The sequence below is a fragment of the Methylobacterium sp. WCS2018Hpa-22 genome (genome assembly GCF_031843785.1).
Classification (GTDB): domain Bacteria; phylum Pseudomonadota; class Alphaproteobacteria; order Rhizobiales; family Beijerinckiaceae; genus Methylobacterium.
Genome location: NZ_JAVTJA010000007.1, coordinates 21420 through 38256, shown reverse-complemented (window position 1 = coordinate 38256; position 16837 = coordinate 21420). Strand labels below are relative to the sequence as shown.

17 protein-coding genes are annotated in these 16837 nt (G+C 67.3%); 8 read left to right on the top strand and 9 right to left on the bottom strand.

Annotation, left to right across the window (positions count from 1 at the left end):
* Positions 1-54 precede the first annotated feature (54 nt).
* Positions 55-1599, top strand: a complete 1545-nt coding sequence (locus tag RQI43_RS10920) for an undecaprenyl-phosphate glucose phosphotransferase (RefSeq protein ID WP_207413104.1) — start codon at positions 55-57, stop codon at positions 1597-1599.
* 145 nt (positions 1600-1744) lie between these two features.
* Here the strand turns inward: RQI43_RS10920 and RQI43_RS10915 are convergent, their stop codons facing one another.
* From RQI43_RS10915 to RQI43_RS10875, 9 genes are all read right to left on the bottom strand, one after another.
* Entirely contained in the window at positions 1745-2167 is a 423-nt protein-coding gene (locus RQI43_RS10915) for a hypothetical protein (protein ID WP_244478121.1), read from the bottom strand.
* 198 nt (positions 2168-2365) lie between these two features.
* Complete coding sequence (locus RQI43_RS10910) at positions 2366-4816, bottom strand: TonB-dependent receptor (protein ID WP_311275166.1); 2451 nt, start codon at positions 4814-4816, stop codon at positions 2366-2368.
* Positions 4817-5294: 478 nt separating this feature from the next.
* Positions 5295-5921: a hypothetical protein gene (locus RQI43_RS10905; protein WP_311275165.1), complete on the bottom strand. Its 627-nt coding sequence runs from the start codon at positions 5919-5921 to the stop codon at positions 5295-5297.
* The gene (locus tag RQI43_RS10900; protein WP_311275164.1) at positions 5918-6811 is read right to left on the bottom strand and encodes an ABC transporter permease; all 894 of its coding nucleotides are present in this window, start codon (positions 6809-6811) and stop codon (positions 5918-5920) included. Before RQI43_RS10900 ends, RQI43_RS10905 begins: the two co-directional genes overlap by 4 nt.
* Entirely contained in the window at positions 6808-7563 is a 756-nt protein-coding gene (locus RQI43_RS10895; RefSeq protein WP_311275163.1) for an ABC transporter ATP-binding protein, read from the bottom strand. Before RQI43_RS10895 ends, RQI43_RS10900 begins: the two co-directional genes overlap by 4 nt.
* The gene (locus RQI43_RS10890) at positions 7560-7802 is read right to left on the bottom strand and encodes a hypothetical protein (protein WP_027173557.1); all 243 of its coding nucleotides are present in this window, start codon (positions 7800-7802) and stop codon (positions 7560-7562) included. Before RQI43_RS10890 ends, RQI43_RS10895 begins: the two co-directional genes overlap by 4 nt.
* 14 nt (positions 7803-7816) lie before the next feature.
* Positions 7817-8251 (bottom strand): hypothetical protein, encoded by a 435-nt coding sequence (locus RQI43_RS10885; protein ID WP_207413108.1) that lies wholly within the window; start codon positions 8249-8251, stop codon positions 7817-7819.
* Positions 8252-8343: 92 nt separating this feature from the next.
* Positions 8344-9330, bottom strand: a complete 987-nt coding sequence (locus RQI43_RS10880; RefSeq protein WP_207413109.1) for a YVTN family beta-propeller repeat protein — start codon at positions 9328-9330, stop codon at positions 8344-8346.
* 154 nt (positions 9331-9484) lie between these two features.
* The gene (locus RQI43_RS10875; RefSeq protein ID WP_311275162.1) at positions 9485-10711 is read right to left on the bottom strand and encodes an ABC transporter substrate-binding protein; all 1227 of its coding nucleotides are present in this window, start codon (positions 10709-10711) and stop codon (positions 9485-9487) included.
* A gap of 266 nt (positions 10712-10977) precedes the next feature.
* On the opposite strand from RQI43_RS10875, the gene RQI43_RS10870 reads away from it, so the two are divergent.
* The 7 genes from RQI43_RS10870 to RQI43_RS10840 all read left to right on the top strand — a co-directional run bounded on the left by RQI43_RS10870 (position 10978) and on the right by RQI43_RS10840 (position 16696).
* Positions 10978-11526 carry a DUF3280 domain-containing protein gene (locus RQI43_RS10870; RefSeq protein WP_405030599.1) on the top strand — a complete coding sequence of 183 codons (549 nt, stop codon included), beginning with the start codon at positions 10978-10980 and terminating at the stop codon, positions 11524-11526.
* Between the two features lie 35 nt (positions 11527-11561).
* Complete coding sequence (locus RQI43_RS10865; protein WP_311275160.1) at positions 11562-12269, top strand: (5-formylfuran-3-yl)methyl phosphate synthase; 708 nt, start codon at positions 11562-11564, stop codon at positions 12267-12269.
* Positions 12266-12844 (top strand): uridylate kinase, encoded by a 579-nt coding sequence (locus tag RQI43_RS10860; RefSeq protein WP_311275159.1) that lies wholly within the window; start codon positions 12266-12268, stop codon positions 12842-12844. The genes RQI43_RS10865 and RQI43_RS10860 overlap by 4 nt, the downstream gene beginning before the upstream one ends.
* Entirely contained in the window at positions 12841-14424 is a 1584-nt protein-coding gene (locus tag RQI43_RS10855; protein WP_311275158.1) for a DUF6513 domain-containing protein, read from the top strand. Before RQI43_RS10860 ends, RQI43_RS10855 begins: the two co-directional genes overlap by 4 nt.
* 4 nt (positions 14425-14428) lie before the next feature.
* Complete coding sequence (locus tag RQI43_RS10850) at positions 14429-15025, top strand: DUF447 domain-containing protein (RefSeq protein WP_311275157.1); 597 nt, start codon at positions 14429-14431, stop codon at positions 15023-15025.
* A gap of 28 nt (positions 15026-15053) precedes the next feature.
* On the top strand, positions 15054-15584 hold the full coding sequence (locus RQI43_RS10845) for an SRPBCC family protein (RefSeq protein WP_056424374.1): 531 nt from the start codon (positions 15054-15056) through the stop codon (positions 15582-15584).
* Positions 15585-15760: 176 nt separating this feature from the next.
* Positions 15761-16696: a beta-propeller fold lactonase family protein gene (locus tag RQI43_RS10840; protein ID WP_311275156.1), complete on the top strand. Its 936-nt coding sequence runs from the start codon at positions 15761-15763 to the stop codon at positions 16694-16696.
* Positions 16697-16837: the final 141 nt, after the last annotated feature.

Sequence of the window (16837 nt, the reverse complement as noted above, 5' to 3'; positions counted from 1 at the left end):
CGGTCTGGCATCCTCTTCCATCGCATCGGCGGAAAGCTTGAACGAGAGCAAACGATGAGCGCCTTCGACGTTCGCGACCTTCTGAAGGCGGCGGGGCAACCCAGCCAGCCCAAAGCGGGAGATGCGTCCCAGTATGGCCCTGCCCCGTCGACCATTCCCCCCGCCGAAATCGGGGCGCCGCGCGATCATGGCGGCGTGCTGTCTCCCGTCGTGCTGTCGGGCAGCGTTCGGCTGGCGGATCTGCTGCTCATCGCCCTCTTCGGCTTTGCCGTGCATCGCGTTCAGATCGGCGGCACGGTCGGCCTGGGATGGAGCTATTCCACGGCGATCCTGGCCGTGGCCGTGCTGGCGGTCGCGTCGTTCCAGATCTTCGGCAGTTACCGGATCGCCGCCTTCCGGACCTTCTTCAAACCGGCCCTGCGCCTGACCGCCGCCTGGTCGCTGACCTTCCTCGTCGTCGCCACGGCGATGGTCTTCGCCAAGGTCGCGGACCATTATTCCCGGATCTGGCTCGCGACGTTCTACGGCCTGGGGCTCGTCCTGCTCCTCGCAGGACGTTTCGCCCTCCTCCGCTTCGTCACGGCCCGCATGCTGCGCGGGCAGTTCGACAGGCGCACGGCCATCGTCGGCGGCGGTCCGCTGGCGGAAGAGCTCATCCGCTCCCTCGAGGCGGAAACCGAATCCGGCATCCGCATCGTCGGCGTCTTCGACGATCGGGGGGACAACCGGTCCTCCTCGGTCGTCGCCGGCTACCCGAAGCTCGGCACGGTGAGCGACCTCGTGGATTACGCGCGCTCGACCCGCCTCGACCTCGTGATCTTCACGCTTCCGATCGCGGCCGAGGATCGGCTGCTCCAGATGCTGGCCAAGCTCTGGGTCCTGCCCATCGACATCCGCCTCTCCGCGAAGGCGACGAAGCTCAAGCTGCGCCCGAGGGCCTATTCCTATCTTGGCTCCGTCCCGGTCCTCGACGTATTCGACAAGCCGATGGCCGATTGGGACATCGTCACCAAGGCCATCTTCGATCGCGTCGTCGGCGCAGCCATGCTGGTCGTACTGGCGCCGGTCATGCTCGGTCTGGCGATCGCCGTCCGCGTCACCTCGCCGGGTCCGATCCTGTTCCGGCAGAAGCGTCTCGGCTTCAACAACGAGACGATCGAGGTCTACAAGTTCAGGTCGATGTATGCCGACCAGTCCGATTTCACCGCGTCGAAGCAGGTGACGCGCGGCGACCCTCGGGTCACGCCCCTCGGCCGCTTCATCCGCAGGACGTCGCTGGACGAGCTGCCGCAGCTGTTCAACGTCCTGAAGGGGGAATTGTCCCTGGTCGGGCCGCGCCCCCATGCGGTTCAGGCCACGACCAGCACCACCCTCTACGACCAGGTGGTCGATGGGTATTTCGCCCGCCACAAGGTCAAGCCCGGCATCACCGGCTGGGCCCAGATCAACGGCTGGCGCGGCGAGACCGACACGGACGAGAAGATCCAGCGCCGCGTCGACCACGATCTCTACTACATCGAGAATTGGTCCATCCTGTTCGACGTGCAGATCATGCTGGCGACGCCTCTGTCCCTCGTCACCACCAAGAACGCTTATTGAGACCCAGCCTCACTGTCCCTGACCCATAGGTCAGGCGCGGTGAGGTCCGATGTGAGACCGAACCACGAAAGAGGCCGCCCCTCGCATCGCGAAGGGCGGCCTCTTTCCGTTCTTGCGCCGAAAGCCGGCGCGATGGGGCCTTGTGTTACGGCAGGGAGCCTGCCGCCTTCTTGGCCTCGGTCATCGTGTTCTCGCAGCCCTTGGCATCGCCGGCCGCTTCCTGCTTGCGCGCCTGCTCGATCAGGTGACGGGCGTGGTCGATGCTCTTGGCATTGGGAGTGGTCGAGGCGTCGGTGGGCTTTCCGCCGGGAGGCGCGTCGAGGCCCATCGACGGGTTGGTGGCGACCTTGCCGTCGGCCGAGGCGGTGCCGGTGACCGACACGGCGCCGGAACTGTTGAGGCGACGCTCGATCGTGGCGATCTGGTCGGAACAGGCCGAGGCGAAGGCCGGACCCGCAATGGCGGTGAAGACGAGGGCGGGCGCGAGGATGCGGATCAGCGGCGAGGCCGTAGTCGGCGAATGCGCCTTGGTCGAGGACGTCCTGGTCTCGCTGGGGGCCTTGGTCATGCGATGCTTTCCGATGATGTCGAACATGGCACGCCAACGCTCGAATCACCCCGCATGTTGCTGCGACATCGTCGAGCCGGGGCCGATCATCCCCTGACGGGACACTCCGCCGCACATGGTCACCGAACGTGGCGACCGACAAAAAAGGCCACCGCTCCGTCTCCGGAGCGGTGGCCCAACGTAGGGGCTCGAGGGCGCCTACCAGAAGATGCGCATTCCGCCATAGGCCGCGATCGGCGCGCCGGGTGCCAGGCTCCGGTTGGAGCTGGCATTGGGCAGGGCCAGGATCGGAACCTCGCCGACCGGCGAGAAGGTGCCGAAGGTCGCGTAATTCGCGTTCAGCGCGTTCTCGACATAGCCGTAGACCTCCAGATTCTCGCTCACCCGGTAGCTCGTGTTGAACCCGATGACCGCGTAGTTGCCGGTGGTCTTGTTGAGGTTCGATTCGTCGCCGACGAGGAACTTGCCGGTGGCGACACGGGCGAGCACGCCGACCTTCCATTCCGGCGTGACCATGTACTGGACACCGATCTTGACCTGATGCGGCGCGACGCCGGGAAGCTTGTCGCCGCGTCTCACGAAGATCTGGTTGGCTTCCGAATTGTCCGGCTGGGCCGGGTTCGGGGTGGCGAACGGGTTGCCGCCGGAGGCCAAGGTCAGCGGCGACTGGAAGGTCGCGTCGACGAAGGCGTAATCGACGAAGGCGTTCCAGACCGGGGTGGTGATGGCGAGACTCGCCTCGACGCCCTGGCGGCGGGTGGAACCGACATTCTGGAAATAGGCGCGGCCGATGGTGATGTCGGACGGCACGAAGGTGATGTCATCCTCGTTGCGGGCGCGGAAGACGCCGGCCTTCCAGCTCAGCACCCCGAGCTCGATCGGCGAGGGCAGCTTGCCGCGGAAACCCGCCTCGACCGTGCGCGAGATGACCTGCTTCAAGGGCGGATCGCCGACGAAGAAGTTGGTGAGCGAGCACGGGGCGAGCGGATCGGCGCAGGAGAGCTCGGCCGGAGTGGGCGCGCGGTTCGCCTCGACATACCCGCCATAGACGGTGAGGAAGTCAGGCACGATCTTGTAGCTCGCGCCGATGCCAGGGTTGAACCGCTGGAAGTAGTGGTTGCCGTTCAGCGCCGTGCCGAGCTGATCCTCCAGCACGATCTTGGCCATGTTGAAGCGGCCCTGCAGCGTCAGGGTCAGGCGGTCGGTCAGGTCGGTATTGTTCGACAGGAAGATGCCGCCGTAATCGTTGCTCGACTTCACGCTCACCGGGGTGATCGAGTTGTCGTCGCTGCGCACGACAACGCCGGGCCCGTAGAAGCCGCGGTCGAAGGTCAGGCCGCCAACGGCATTGTCGGCGGTGAAGGCCGTGCGACCGCCATCGTACGAACCGCCGAGGACGAAGCGGTTGGGCAGGCCGAACAGCGTCTCACGCACGGTGGTCTGGACCGAGACACCGAAATTCTCGGTGTTGGTCCGGGTGGAATTGAGGAAGGCGTAGGGGCCGCCTTCGTCGAACCGCTCGGCGAAGGCCGGAAGCCGGGCGAAGTTCGCCGTGCGGATGCTGCTCGCCTGGACGCGGCGGTTCAACCGGTCGCGCAGGAAGAACTGTTCCTCGTTGGCGCCTTCCGAGCAGAGGAATCGCTCGTTCTCCTCGCAGCGCTCCACCTCGGCGGCGTCGCCATTGGCGGTGTTCTGCTCGAAGCGGCCGTAATAGGCGTTGCCGGAGAGGGTGACCGTGGGCGAGATGTCGTAGTTGCCCGAGATCCCGATCCGCCCGAAGGCGTTCAGCGTCTTGTCCGGATAGGTGAAGACTTCGCTGCGACGGAAATCGAGCAGGTCGACCGGCAGGGTACCGTTGCCGGTCAGGCTGTTGACCGCGCCCATGAAGTTGAGGTGGAACTCACCCTTCTCCGCCTGCACGCCGAGATCGCCGTAGAACTGGCGCAGACGCGAGGGCGAGTGCTTGCGCCATCCGTTCTCGGACAGCGCGGTGCCGGCGATGTAGAGGCCGACATTGTCCGAGCGCTGCCCGTGCTGGAACGAGCCGCCGAAGCGCCCGAACGAGCCGCCCGAGAGGTTCAATTCGGTGCCCTGATAGGTGAAGCCGTTCTTGAGCTGCACGCTCAGGGCGCCGCCGAGGGCGTTGAGGCCGTAGGCCGGGTTCGAGCCTTCGAGCTCGATGCGGTCGACGGCGATGTCGGGGATGAGGTCCCACTGCACGGTGTCGCCGAACGAGGTATTGAAGCGGTTGCCGTTCACGTAGACGGCGACGCCCTGCGGGCTTCCGCCCAGCGGCGAGGCTTCGAAGCCGCGATAGGTGATGGTCGGCTGGAAGGGGTTGCCCTGTGCGTTGTTGATGCTGATCGAGCCGATCCGCTCGTCGAGGGCGCGCAGCACACTCGGAGTGCCGACCCGGTTCACGTCAGCAGATGTCAGGACGCTGGTGTTCTGTGGAAGCTTGTCACGCTCCTGGCCGAGCAGGACGCCCTGGGCGCTGCGCACGCTCGCCGATGGCGTGGTGGCGACGACATCGAGCTCCTGCAGCGTCACGGCCTGCTGGCCGCCGACGATCGTGCCCTGCGCGTAGGCGACGCCCGGCAGCAGCGCTACCGAAACGAGGAGGCTGCTCCGCAGCGTCCGCTTCTTCATGTCCCAAGACCCTTCGGTTTCCACAGCGTGGCCGGTTTTCCCGGCTCGTTGATCAATGTTGCGGAGCGTATCGGGCTTGGACAATCCGGTGACGAGGGGTTTCGCCGATTCTCATAAGGGTCTTACGGAGATGGTGTCTTCGCGTGACCTCTGCGCAACATAATTCACCTGAGAATTCAGAGGCTTCGGGACCAATAGGAACGACAAACGGGATCATTCGGCAATCTACGGTGCCGGAATGTTTTCAGTGAATTCTTGGATTGAGCAGGCCCCTCGAACGTGACGGTCTCACGTCATGCCGGACGAATCGAACGTGGTGGGTGGGACCCGCCCGGCCGCATGGATCGAAGACCGGGCCTGCGTGAGCGTGGCCCATGGGCCGGGCTCACGGAGAACTTCGTAGGAGACATGAAAAAGGCCCGCCGGGATTCGGCGGGCCTGACGAGGATGCGGGTTTGCGGGCGTCGAGACCGTCGGGTCAGAGGCGCGCCTGGATCTTGCGGGCGACCTCGCCGAGACGCTGCTCCAGCAGGGTCGGCACTTCACAGACATAGTTCAAGGATTGGCTGCGCTCCTGGAAGATGCGCCGGTCCCAGGCGAATTTCGTCTCCAGTTCCGAGGCCTCCTTGGGCATCTCGCGGGCGTCGTTGGCGCTCGGGCCGTCCTTCACCGCGCTGATCTGGTCGGCCTCCTGGCGGATGCGCTCGGCCATGCGCCGCTGTCCCTGGGCATAGCGCGCGATGCCGCCGATGACCCGGCTGCGCTCGTTGTTGACGACCTCGAACACGCCGGCGAAGACCCGCGTCAGGCGCTTGGCCTTCTCGTCACCGGCCTTGGCGACGAACTCGTCGAGCAGCGGATCGACCTCGCTCAGGTCGGTGCGGCGCGAGGCGATCTTCTGGGCGAGCGAGGCCGCCTCGTAATCGTCGCCCCACGGGCCGGCGGCCTCCAGATCCGGCCCCGTCCAGACGGTGCCGGGACTCAGGGTCGAGACCTTGCGCTGGACGCAAGGCCAGTCCGGGTCCGCCTTGGGCTGGGCGAGGGCCGGCCCACAGAGGAAAGCGCCGGCCGCCATGGCCAGCACGAATGTCCGCGAAAGAATCATGAATTGTCTCCGGCCGGTCCGCCGCGCCGGGCCATGATGCCGCGACCGGGATCGTAGGCGATGACGGCGAGGGTGAAGAAGGCGATGGTCGTGCCCAGGACGACGGCGCAGGCCACGGGTTCGAACTGCCCGTAGAGGGCGAAGCGCACGAGTTGGACGGCATGGGTGAAGGGATTGGCCATGCAGATCAGGTAGAGCGTCTCGCTCGACTCGCGGATGCGCCAGAGCGGGTAGAGGGCCGATGAAGCAAAGAACATCGGGAAGATCACGAAGTTCATCACGCTGGCGAAATTCTCGAGCTGCTTGACCATCGAGGACAGGAGCAGACCGATGGCGCCGAGCATCAACCCCGAGGCGATGAAGGCCGGCAGCGCCGCCACGTAACCGATGGCCGGGATGTCGAGCTCCCAGAACCAGGCGATGGCGAGGAAGGCATAGGCCTGGACCACCGAGACGGTGACGCCGGCGATCAGCTTGGCCAGCAGCAGCAGCCAGCGCGGATAGGGGCTCGTCAGCAGCACCTTCATCGAGCCGACCTCGCGGTCGTAGACCATGGAGAGCGAGGATTGCATGCCGTTGAAGAGCTGGATCATCACGGCCAGCCCCGGCACCACGTAGACCTCGTAGAGGACGTAGGTCTGGTAGGGCGGCTCGATCGAGACGCCGAGCGTGTTGCGGAAGCCCGCCGCGAAGATGAACAGCCAGACCAGCGGCCGCACGAGCGCGGAAAAGAACCGCTCCTTCTGGTTGAAGAACCGCAGCAACTCGCGACGGACGATGCCGCCGAGGCAAATCAGGTAGCCGACCGCGTCGAGGCGGCCGAGATGGGGCACCGGTTTTTCGGTGACGTTCGCAGCCGTCGAAGCGGTGGTGGCGACGGTCTTCGTCATGCGGCCTGCCTCGGCGGTTCGGCGACGAGGCGCCGGAAGGCGGCTTCCAAAGTCTCGTCGCCTTCAGCGATGGACGCCGCCGTCCCCCGGGCGACGATGCGACCCTTGTGAAGGACGACCGCGTCGTCGGTCCCGTCGATCTCCTCGAAGATATGGGTCGCCCAGAGGACCGACAGTCCCTCTTCCCGCACCAGGGCACGGACGATGGCGACGATGTCGGCACGCGATTCGAGATCGAGCCCCACGGTGGGCTCGTCGAGGAGGAGGAGTTTCGGCTCATGCACCAGGGAGCGGGCGATTTCGATGCGTCGCGACTGGCCGCCGGAGAGGGTGCGCACCTTGTCGTCGCGCCGGTCGCTCAGGCCCACGCGGGCGAGCAGCGCCGCGATGCGGGCCTTCGCGGCCCGGCGCGCGATGCCGTGCAGGCTGGCATGGTAGAGGAGGTTCTGCTCGACGGTGAGGTCGGTATCGAGGGTCCGGGCCTGGAACACCACGCCGAGGCGGGCGAGCGCCCGGGACGGCTCGCGGTCGAGGCCGTGGCCGAAGATCGAGACCCGCCCGTCCTGGTTGGCGTAGAGCCGGGTGATCACCGAGAACAGGGTGGTCTTGCCGGCGCCGTTGGGGCCGAGCAGGGCCATGAACCGGCCCCGCTCCACCCGGATCGAGACGTCGGACAGGGCCGCGCGCGCGCCGAAGCGATGGCTCACGCCGGCCACGTCGAGGGCCGCACTCTCCCCTGCCCCGTCGCTCACGGCTTCATCGCCCGCTTGGCGTCACCGACGGCATCGAGGCATTCGTCGAACTCGCCCTCGCCCTGCTCGCGCTCGGCCACGCGGAGCGCCTTCTTGAGCTTCGGCGCCGCCGCCTCGGACGGCCCCTTGGCGAGGGCGTCCTTGATCATGGCGATGCCCTCGGCACAGGCGGCCTTGTCGTCGGCGAGCGCCGGGCCGGCGGCGAGGAGGAGGGCGAAGGTCGGGATGAGGAGACGCATGCGGAGGCCCTGCCTTACTTGACGATGAATTTGCCGGTCATGCCCTTGGATTCGAGCCCGTGAATCGACCAGGGGTATTCGCCCGGCTTGATCGTCACGAACTCGATGGCGATCTCGCCCGGATCGTCGAATTCGAGGTGGTCCGGTGGGCCGCTGCCGTGGATCTCGAGATGCTGGATCACGATCTGGTTGAACCAGATGTTGCGGAAGAACTCGGTGGCATAGAACTTATATTCCTGCCGGCCCTTGGCGACGATGCGCAAGCGATAGGCCTTGCCGGATTCGAGTTCGATCTCCCGGTTCTCGACCACGAAATCGTTGCCCTCTTCATTGCCGAGGACGAGATCCGGCAGGGTGGAGCGCTTCTTCGTGAGATCGAGGGCCGAGGCCGGCCCGGTGGCGAGCAGGGCCGCCAGGGCGAGGGTGATCGTCCGCATCGTCCTCGTCATGTGATCGTCCTCCCGTTGGCCGCCTTGAGGCGGTCCGTCCTTCGGCATATCCGCGCGTCCCTCCTCCCCCTTGTGGGGAGGGAAAGTGCACCTCAATTCGGCGATACCGTCACCCCCCAGGGCAGCAATCCCACCGGGATGCTCTTGATCACCTTGTCCGCCTCCACATCCACCACCGAGACGTCGTTGGAGGAGCCGTTGGTGGAGAACAGAAACTTCTGGTCCGGGGTGAAGGCGAGCTGCCAGACCCGCTGTCCCACGGGCAGGTACTTCTGAACCTCGTAGGTCTTGGCATCGATCACCGCGATGCGGTTGGCGGGGCCGAGCGCTGCGAAGGCCTTGGTCCCGTCCTTGGTGATGCGGATACCCACGGGCTGGATCGCCTCGTCGTTCACGCCCGGGATCTTGAAGGTGATCTTCTTGATGACCCGCCGCGCGGCGACGTCGATGATGCTGATCGTGCCGCCCACCTCGGCCGAGACCCAGAGGAATTTCCCGTCCGAGGTGAATTCGGCGAAGCGCGGCCGCGCATCCACCAGCACGTTGTCGATCACCTGGAACGTGGTGGTGTCGATGAAATGCGCCATGTTGGTGGTCTCGGAGGTGTTCACCAGGATCTTGCCGTCCGGCGACAGACCCATTCCCTCCGGCTCCACACCGACGGGCACCTCGGCCAGGACCTTGTTCTTCTCGATGTCGATGACCGTGACCTGGCTGTCATCCTCGTTGGCGACGTAGAGCGGGTTGCCGCCGGGGCCGAGGATGAACTGCTCCGGATCGGGTCCGGAGCGGAGCGAGCGCACCACCTTGCCGGTGGCGGTGTCGAGCACGTCGATGCGGTCATCGTCGCTGGCGCAGACGAACAGCTCCTTGCCGTCCTTGCTCGTCGTCACCCCGCGCGGGCGCCGACCGACCTTCCAGGTTCCGGTCACGGCCATCGTCGCCGTGTCGATGACGCTGACGGTGTTGCCCTTCTCGTTGGTCACGTAGACCGTGTAGGCCTGCGCGGTGGCGGTCAGAGCCATCGTCGCACCGACGAGGGCGGCCACACACACGCCTGCCTTGAAGCCGAGGCTCATTCCGTCTTCTCCCTGGGCATCGCTTCTTTGCGCGATTGACAGTGATTATAGTGCAGTTTGTCCTGACGGGGAGCGCATGCCTGCACGCGGAACGCAAGCGCGTTGCCGCAGGACGGGCGCGAAAATTCGCAGATCCCCGAACATTCGCGGACCGTCAGAATTGACACGCCGTCTCGGGAAGGTCGACACCGAGGGTATCGAGTGGCGTGCGCTGATGGGTGAAGCCCTGTTCGGGCGCCACGGTCACCATGGCCTTGGGCTGCACCACGATGATCGGCTGGCGCAGCTGATGGTCCCAGGGACGGTAGGTCAGCGAGACGCCCTTGTAGGCGGGCAGGCTGAAGGCGGGATCGGCGAAGTAGGGTGCGAGCACGGCCGGATCGGCGGTCTTCTTCTGCGTCGCCGCCTCCCCCACCGAGCGCACGGCCGCCCAGACCTGGTAATCGAGGGGCCGCATCAGCCGGCCGGCGAGACGCCGGAAGCGGTTCTGCGCCTGCGCCGCCCCCCAGGTCTCCAGGGTCGGGTGCCAGGTGGCCGCGATGAGCCCCTGCGTTCCCGCGACCGGCCGGGGGTCTACCGTGCGGAAAGGGACGTAGTCGCCCCAATCATTGGCCTCGTCGGCGACGATGGCGAGGTCGTAATCGACGCCTCGGGTGAAGACCATCGCCTCGGAGCGGGTCGGCGTGTCGCCCCGCGCCTTGGCGAGCGGGCCGAAGGTCCAGGGCTTCTCGGCGGTGATCTTCAGGGAGAACTTCTTGGCCGAGGCCCGGAACGCGTCGGCATAGAGCTTGTCGTTGTCGTTGGGGCCGACGATCAAGAACATCTTGCGCCAGCGCATCAGCGTGAAGAACTGCGCCAGCGCGTCGGTCTGCATCGCCCGGCTCGGGATCACGTGGAAGACGTTTTTGCGGCACTCGGCGCCGCGCAGGCGGTCGTCGGGCGCGGCGGTGTTGAACACGGTCACGCCCTCCCCCTTGACCGCGTCGGCGACCGCCAGAACCTCGTCGGCCGGCAGCGCCAGGACGAGATAGCGGATCCCCTTGCCAACGAGGTCGCGGGCGGCGTCGATGGCGCTCCTGCCTTCCGTCAGAGCGACCTCGTCGAGGGCGTAGGTCTGCTTGGTGAAACGGCCGGTGGTGTTGTTGTCCTTCACCGCCATGCGGGCGCCGGCGACGCCCTCATCCTCCGGCGCGGCCTCGGCATCGTAGGAGGACGGCGCGATCTCGGGCCGGTAGATCAGGCCGATATGGGTGTCACCCGGAGCGGCCTCCGCCGCCTGCGCGGAGGCCGCCGGTTCCTGCGCCACCGCGAGGGACGCCGTGCCGCCGAGGCCGAGCGTGAGGACGAGGGCGGCGGATCGGGAGAGGAGCGATGCGTTCATACGGTCGGCACGCTAACAACATTGCGCGGATACGCTCAATCGCGGAAGCATAAGGAAACCCTAAGGCGCGGCGGAGCGTCGCTTGCGTGCCGATGGGCGCGAATACACGCGAGATCGCTCGGAGCGGGCGAGCCGATTTGCACGACTTGTCAAATCCGGTCACTGCTCGACTTTCAAGGCACGGGCGCGGTGTCCGCCGCAGGCCGCATCGATCGTGACACAGGTTCGCCATGTCCCCATTCGTCAGGTCTCGTCGCGCCAAGCCTATGGTTTCGTTACCACTCCCCAGCCCCGGATACGCGGTGGCGCGGGCCTCCGTGCTCGCGATCCTGGCCGGATCGGTCCTGGCAGGACCGGCCCTCGCCGCCCCCGACAAGGCGGCGATCTTCGGGATCGAACTCAACGATCCGGGTGTGGTCGGCGGCCGCAAGGCGCGTCCCGACGAAGCTCGACGCCTCGCCCTGGTCACGGACGAGCTCCGCAAGGCGCTCACCGCCGGCAATGCGGTGGAGGTCGTGGACGTGGCGCCCCAGGCCGCCGAGATCGCCAAACAGGCTCCCCTCTTCAAATGCGAGGGCTGCGCCGCCACCATCGCCAAGAGCCTCGGGGCCGATCTTGCCGTCAACGGTTTCGTGGAGAAGGGCTCCAACCAGATCTTCAATCTCTACGTCCTTATCTCGGACGCCGCTTCCGGCAAGGTCGTGCGGGCTGGACAGGTGGTGATCCGGGCCGATACCGACGACACATGGGCCCATGCCATGCGATGGGTGGTCAAGAACCGTCTCCTGGCCGAACCCTTGCCCAACCGATCCTGAGTCTCCCGTTGCCCAATCATTCCGTGTCGAAGCCGATGTCATCCGATCTGCGCGCGCGTCCCCGCCTCCTCGTCAGCGTCCGCGACGCCGACGAGGCCGTGATGGCGGCACGGGCGGGCGCCGACCTCGTCGATGCCAAGGACCCCGTCCGGGGCGCGCTCGGGGCGCTCCCGGTCGAGACGGTCAGGGCGATCGTCGCGTCCATCGCGGACGAGGCCGTCAGCAGTGCGGTGGCCGGCGAGCCGCAGGACGCCGCTTCCCTGCCCGGATCGGTCGCAGCGATGGCCGGGACCGGGATCGGCTACGTCAAGGTCGCCGTGCGGGCCGATTTCGACGACGACGCCCTCGCCGCCGCGGCGCGGGCCGCCCCCGGCCGCCTGATCGCGGTTCTCTTCGCCGGAGCACCGATGCCGGACGACCTCGTCGGCCGCCTCGCCGGGGCGGGCTTTGCCGGGGTGATGATCGACACCGCCGCCAAAGACGGCCGGCGCCTCGGCGACCTCCTGCCCGCCCCTCGCCTCTCGGCCTTCACCGCCGACGCCCGCCTCCATGGCCTGCTCTCCGGTCTCGCGGGATCGCTGACGATCGCCGACATCGCCGTCCTCGCCGTGCACCGGCCGGATTATCTCGGCTTTCGCGGCGGCCTCTGCTTCGGCAGCGACCGGACGCGCGGCCTCGACGCGGAGCGCGTGGCCCTGGCCGTGCAGACTCTTCGCGGGCTCGACCGGCGGAACGCGGCGTGACGGGCGCGCCTCCCACCATCGTGAAGCTCGGCGGCAGCCTCGTCTCGGACGCGGCGCGGCTCGGACGGCTTCTCGGCGTCCTGGCGGATGGCGGCGAGGGCCGCTGCATCGTCGTGCCGGGCGGCGGTCCGTTCGCCGACGCGGTGCGTCAGGCCCAGGGACAACTGGGCTTCTCGGACGCCCTCGCCCACCGCCTCGCCCTCGATGCCATGGGCCGGATGGCGGAGGTGCTTTCGGAGGGCGAGCCGCGCCTCGCCATCGTGCGCAGCGTAATGGAAGCCCGCTCGGCCGAGGCGTCCGTCATCTGGGACCCCGTCGCGCTGAAAGACGGACACCCTTCTATCCCCGAGACCTGGGACGTCACCTCGGACAGCCTCGCCCTCTGGCTCGCCACCGAACTCGAGGCGCCCCGCTGCATCCTGGTGAAATCCATCGATCGCCCGGCGGGCGCCAGCCTGTCCGACCTCGTCCGGATGGGCGTGGTCGATGCGGCCTTCCCCGCTTTCGCCGCGTCCTACGCTGGCGAGATCGTGATCCGGGGTCCGGGCGCCGATATCGTAAGGGCCGCCGCGTGAGCGCGCCCGAACATCTCGTCTTCATCACCGGCCGGATGGCGAAAGCTCGCCTGGAGAAGGTCGCCGCGACCCTGCCGGCCGAGCGCTTCACCTGGAGCATCGCCGATGCCGGTGTGAAGGTCGCCGCGCTGATGACCGAGGAGATCATCCGCCGCCGCGTGACGATCCCCGACGGTGCCACGCGCATCGTCCTGCCGGGCCGCTGCCGCGCCAATCCGGAGGCGCTGTCCGCTCATTTCGGCCTGCCGGTGGAGCGCGGGCCGGACGAGGTGGTCGACCTTCCGGCCTATCTCGGCCTCGCGGGACGCAACGTCGATCTCTCGCGGCACGATCTGCGCATCTTCTCCGAGATCGTCGATGCCTCGAAGATGAATCCCGAGCAGATTCTGGCCAAGGGCCTCGACCTGGCGCGACGCGGCGCTGACGTGATCGATCTCGGCGGCCTCCCCGACACCGAGTTCCCGCATCTCGAAGAGTGCGTACGCCTGCTGAAGGGGGCGGGCCTGAAGGTCAGCGTCGATTCCTTCTCCCTCGACGAGTTGACCCGCGGGGCGAAAGCCGGGGCCGACTTTCTTCTGAGCCTCAACGAGGAGACCCTGGACCTCGCCTTCGAGACCGATGCGGTGCCGATCCTGGTGCCGATGCGGCCCGACGACCTGCCCTCCCTCGACCGCGCCATCGAGCGCATGGAGAAGGCCGGCCGGCCCTACATGGCCGACCCGATCCTGGAGCCGATCCATTTCGGCTTCGTCGAATCGATCACGCGCTATCACGAGACGCGCAAGCGCTGGCCCGGCATCGAGATGATGATGGGCACCGGCAACCTCACCGAACTCACCGAGGCCGACAGCCTCGGCGTCACCGCCCTCCTCGTGGGCATGTGCTCGGAACTGTCGATCCGCAACGTCCTGATCGTGCAGGTCTCCAACCACACCCGGCGCACGGTGGAGGAGCACGACGCCGCCCGCCGGGTGATGTTCGCCGCAAAGGCGGATTCCGCCCTGCCCAAGGGCTACGGACGCCAATTGCTGGCCGTGCACGACAAGCGCCCCTTCGTGCAGACCCCGGAGGAGATCGCCGCCCAGGCGGCGGAGGTGCGCGACCCGAACTACCGCATCGCGGTGGCCGAGGACGGCATCCACGCCTTCAACCGCGACGTCCACACGATCGGCACCGATGCCATGGCGTTCTTTCCCGATCTCGATGTCGCCGCCGACGGGGCCCACGCCTTCTATCTCGGCGGCGAGCTGACCAAGGCCGAGACGGCCTGGCGCCTCGGCAAGCGCTACGTCCAGGACGAGCCCCTGCGCTGGGGCGTCGCCGCCGACGAGGAGGTCGAGGACACCACCGCCTTCAAGAAGGCCGGACATACCAAGCATTCCGGCCCCGGCGGCGCGGAGCGCACCACCCGCGATGCCGTGCCCCCGGAAGCGGGTGCGGCCAGGCCGGAGACGATCGAGCCAGCCCCGAACGAGCCCCGCCGGTCGCGGACCGGCGATGCGCTCTCGGACGAGGGCGGCCGCATCGTCTGCGGAAAATTCGTCCCGAACGACCGGCCCGACCAGAGCGGCGAGTCCTGATCCGATGCCGTTGATCCTCGAGACCATCGTCACCACCACCTCGCCCTCCGGCGACCTGCATCTCGTACCCTTCGGCCTCATCTGCGAGGGCGAGGATTGGGTGCTGGCCCCGTTCCGGCCCTCCCCCACCATCCTCAACCTCCAGGCCAACCCGGTCTTCGCCGCGTCGAGCCCGAGCGACGTGCGGGTGATCGCCGGGGCGGTCACCGGGCGGCGCGACTGGGCCACCCTGCCCTGCGACCGCATCCCGGGCCGGCGCCTCGCCGAGAGCTTCGGCCATGCCGAGTTCGAGGTGATCTCTGTGGAGGACGATGCGACGCGCCCGCGCTATCGTGCCCGCATGGTACACAGCGCCAGCCATATGCCGTTCTTCGGCTACAACCGGGCTCAAGGTGCGGTGCTGGAGGCGGCGATCCTGTCGACGCGCCTGCACATGCTGGAGCCGGACAAGATCCTGACGGAGATGCGCTACCACGCCATCGCGATATCCAAGACAGCCGGGCCCGCCGAGCGCGAGGCCTGGGACTGGATCGAGGACAAGGTCGCCGCTGCCCTCGGGCGCGACGAACCGGTTCTCGCACGAGCCCCCCAAGCACCCTAGAAGGTGCGTTCCCGAGGAGACAGGGTTGATGAGATTCAAGACGCTGGCCGCCGTGGCGGCGCTCGCCACGGTATCCTACGCGGCGCAGGCCCATGGCCCGACCCGCCAGAAGGTCTCGCAGACCATCGAGATCAACGCCCCGGCCGACAAGGTCTGGGCCGTGCTCGGCAACTTCCAGGATGGCAGCTGGATTCCCGTGGTCGAAAAGACCGAGGGCAAGGGCGGCAACGAGGTCAAGGCCACCCGCGTCCTGACCCTCAAGGGCGGCGCCACGGTCGAGGAAGAGCTCGCCAAGTACGATGCCGAGAAGAAGACCTACATGTACCGGATCACCAAGGTGGACGTGAAGACGCTGCCGGTGAACGACTATTCCTCGACCATCGAGGTCGAGGGCGACGGCGCCAAGTCCAAGGTGACGTGGCGCGGCGCGTTCTACCGCGGCTACATGAACAACGATCCGCCGCCGGACCTGAACGACGAAGCCTCCAAGGCGGCCGTCCTCGGCCTCTACAAGGCCGGCCTGGATAACGTGAAGGCTAAGGCCGAGAAGGGCTCTTGATCCTATTTTACCCTAGGGCCTCGGATCCGGTGGCTTGCACCGAACCGAGTGGCGACGCGCTCCTCCCTCCCCCTTGTGGGGAGGGACCGAGGGTGGGGGTGCTTCCGCCAGCCTCCGCAGCAGGAGGGTCCCCCAACCACCCCCACCTCCAACTCCTCCCCACAAGGGGGAGGAGAGTGGCGCAGGTCGTCGGCCTGCTCCTCACCCTGACCACCGCCCCCGCCCTCGCCCTCGCCGACGAGGCCCTGATCACGGCGCAGGGGGCCAACATCCTCGCCTTGGTCGATCTCGACACGCAGGTCGTCACCGCGCAGATTCCGGTGGACGGGGCGCCGGCCGGCATCGCCCTGTCGCCCGATCGCAAGACCGCCTACGTCACCCGCCCCGAGGGCCACGGCCTCGCCATCGTCGATCTCGACGCCCGCGCGGTGACGGGCACGCTCGCCCTGCCCGGCGGCCCGCTCGGCGTCGCCGTCAATCCGAAATCCGGCGTGGTCTACGTGGCCGACTGGTACGGCAGCCGCATCTTCGTGGTCTCGGCCGATGGTTCCAAGATCGAGACGGAGATCCAGGTGGGCGCCTCGCCCTCGGGCATCGCGGTGACGCCGGACGGCGCCACGATCCTGGTGGCCAACCGCGAGGGCAATTCCGTCTCCGTGATCGATGCGGCCACCGCCACCGAGACGGTGAAGATTCCGGTGGGCGAGCACCCGTTCGGCATCACCCTCGATGAGACCGGCAGCCGCGCCTACACCGCCAACGTCATGTCGAACGACGTCTCCGTCATCGATGTGGCCGGACGACGGGAATTCGGCCGGGTCACCACCGGCGAGCGGCCCTACGTGGTGGCCCTCACCGCCACGCGGGGCTTCGTCACCGACCAGTATTCGAACACCGTGACGGTGTTCAACCTGAAGACCCTCACCAACGTGGCGGCCATCGAGGTGGGCGACCACCCGGAAGGCATCGCCGCCTCCCGCGACGGCAGCCGCCTCTACGTGACAAACTGGGGCTCCAACACGCTGGGCGTCATCGACGCCACGACGCTGAAGGTGATCAAGGACATCCCGGTGCCGGACGGCCCGCGCTCGTTCGGGGACTTTTTGCGGTAGCGCGCGCATCCGCGCGGTGGCGCTAGGGCATTCCCACACCTGCTTTTTCAGGCAGACCGCGTCCCTTTCCCCCTTGTGGGGAGAGGTTAGGAGTGGGGGTGGCTCCGCCAGCCTCCGAAGGATCAGGGTCGCCCAACCACC

Excerpts from the sequence above, each read along its gene's own strand:
- RQI43_RS10890 (WP_027173557.1), bottom strand. The coding sequence starts at position 7,802 with ATGCGTCTCCTCATCCCGACCTTCGCCCTCCTCCTCGCCGCCGGCCCG.
- RQI43_RS10880 (WP_207413109.1), bottom strand. The coding sequence starts at position 9,330 with ATGAGCCTCGGCTTCAAGGCAGGCGTGTGTGTGGCCGCCCTCGTCGGT.
- RQI43_RS10850 (WP_311275157.1), top strand. The coding sequence starts at position 14,429 with ATGCCGTTGATCCTCGAGACCATCGTCACCACCACCTCGCCCTCCGGC.
- RQI43_RS10885 (WP_207413108.1), bottom strand. The coding sequence starts at position 8,251 with ATGACGAGGACGATGCGGACGATCACCCTCGCCCTGGCGGCCCTGCTC.
- RQI43_RS10910 (WP_311275166.1), bottom strand. The coding sequence starts at position 4,816 with ATGAAGAAGCGGACGCTGCGGAGCAGCCTCCTCGTTTCGGTAGCGCTG.
- RQI43_RS10900 (WP_311275164.1), bottom strand. The coding sequence starts at position 6,811 with ATGACGAAGACCGTCGCCACCACCGCTTCGACGGCTGCGAACGTCACC.
- RQI43_RS10915 (WP_244478121.1), bottom strand. The coding sequence starts at position 2,167 with ATGACCAAGGCCCCCAGCGAGACCAGGACGTCCTCGACCAAGGCGCAT.
- RQI43_RS10870 (WP_405030599.1), top strand. The coding sequence starts at position 10,978 with ATGGTTTCGTTACCACTCCCCAGCCCCGGATACGCGGTGGCGCGGGCC.
- RQI43_RS10920 (WP_207413104.1), top strand. The coding sequence starts at position 55 with ATGAGCGCCTTCGACGTTCGCGACCTTCTGAAGGCGGCGGGGCAACCC.
- RQI43_RS10865 (WP_311275160.1), top strand. The coding sequence starts at position 11,562 with ATGTCATCCGATCTGCGCGCGCGTCCCCGCCTCCTCGTCAGCGTCCGC.
- RQI43_RS10875 (WP_311275162.1), bottom strand. The coding sequence starts at position 10,711 with ATGAACGCATCGCTCCTCTCCCGATCCGCCGCCCTCGTCCTCACGCTC.
- RQI43_RS10905 (WP_311275165.1), bottom strand. The coding sequence starts at position 5,921 with ATGATTCTTTCGCGGACATTCGTGCTGGCCATGGCGGCCGGCGCTTTC.
- RQI43_RS10845 (WP_056424374.1), top strand. The coding sequence starts at position 15,054 with ATGAGATTCAAGACGCTGGCCGCCGTGGCGGCGCTCGCCACGGTATCC.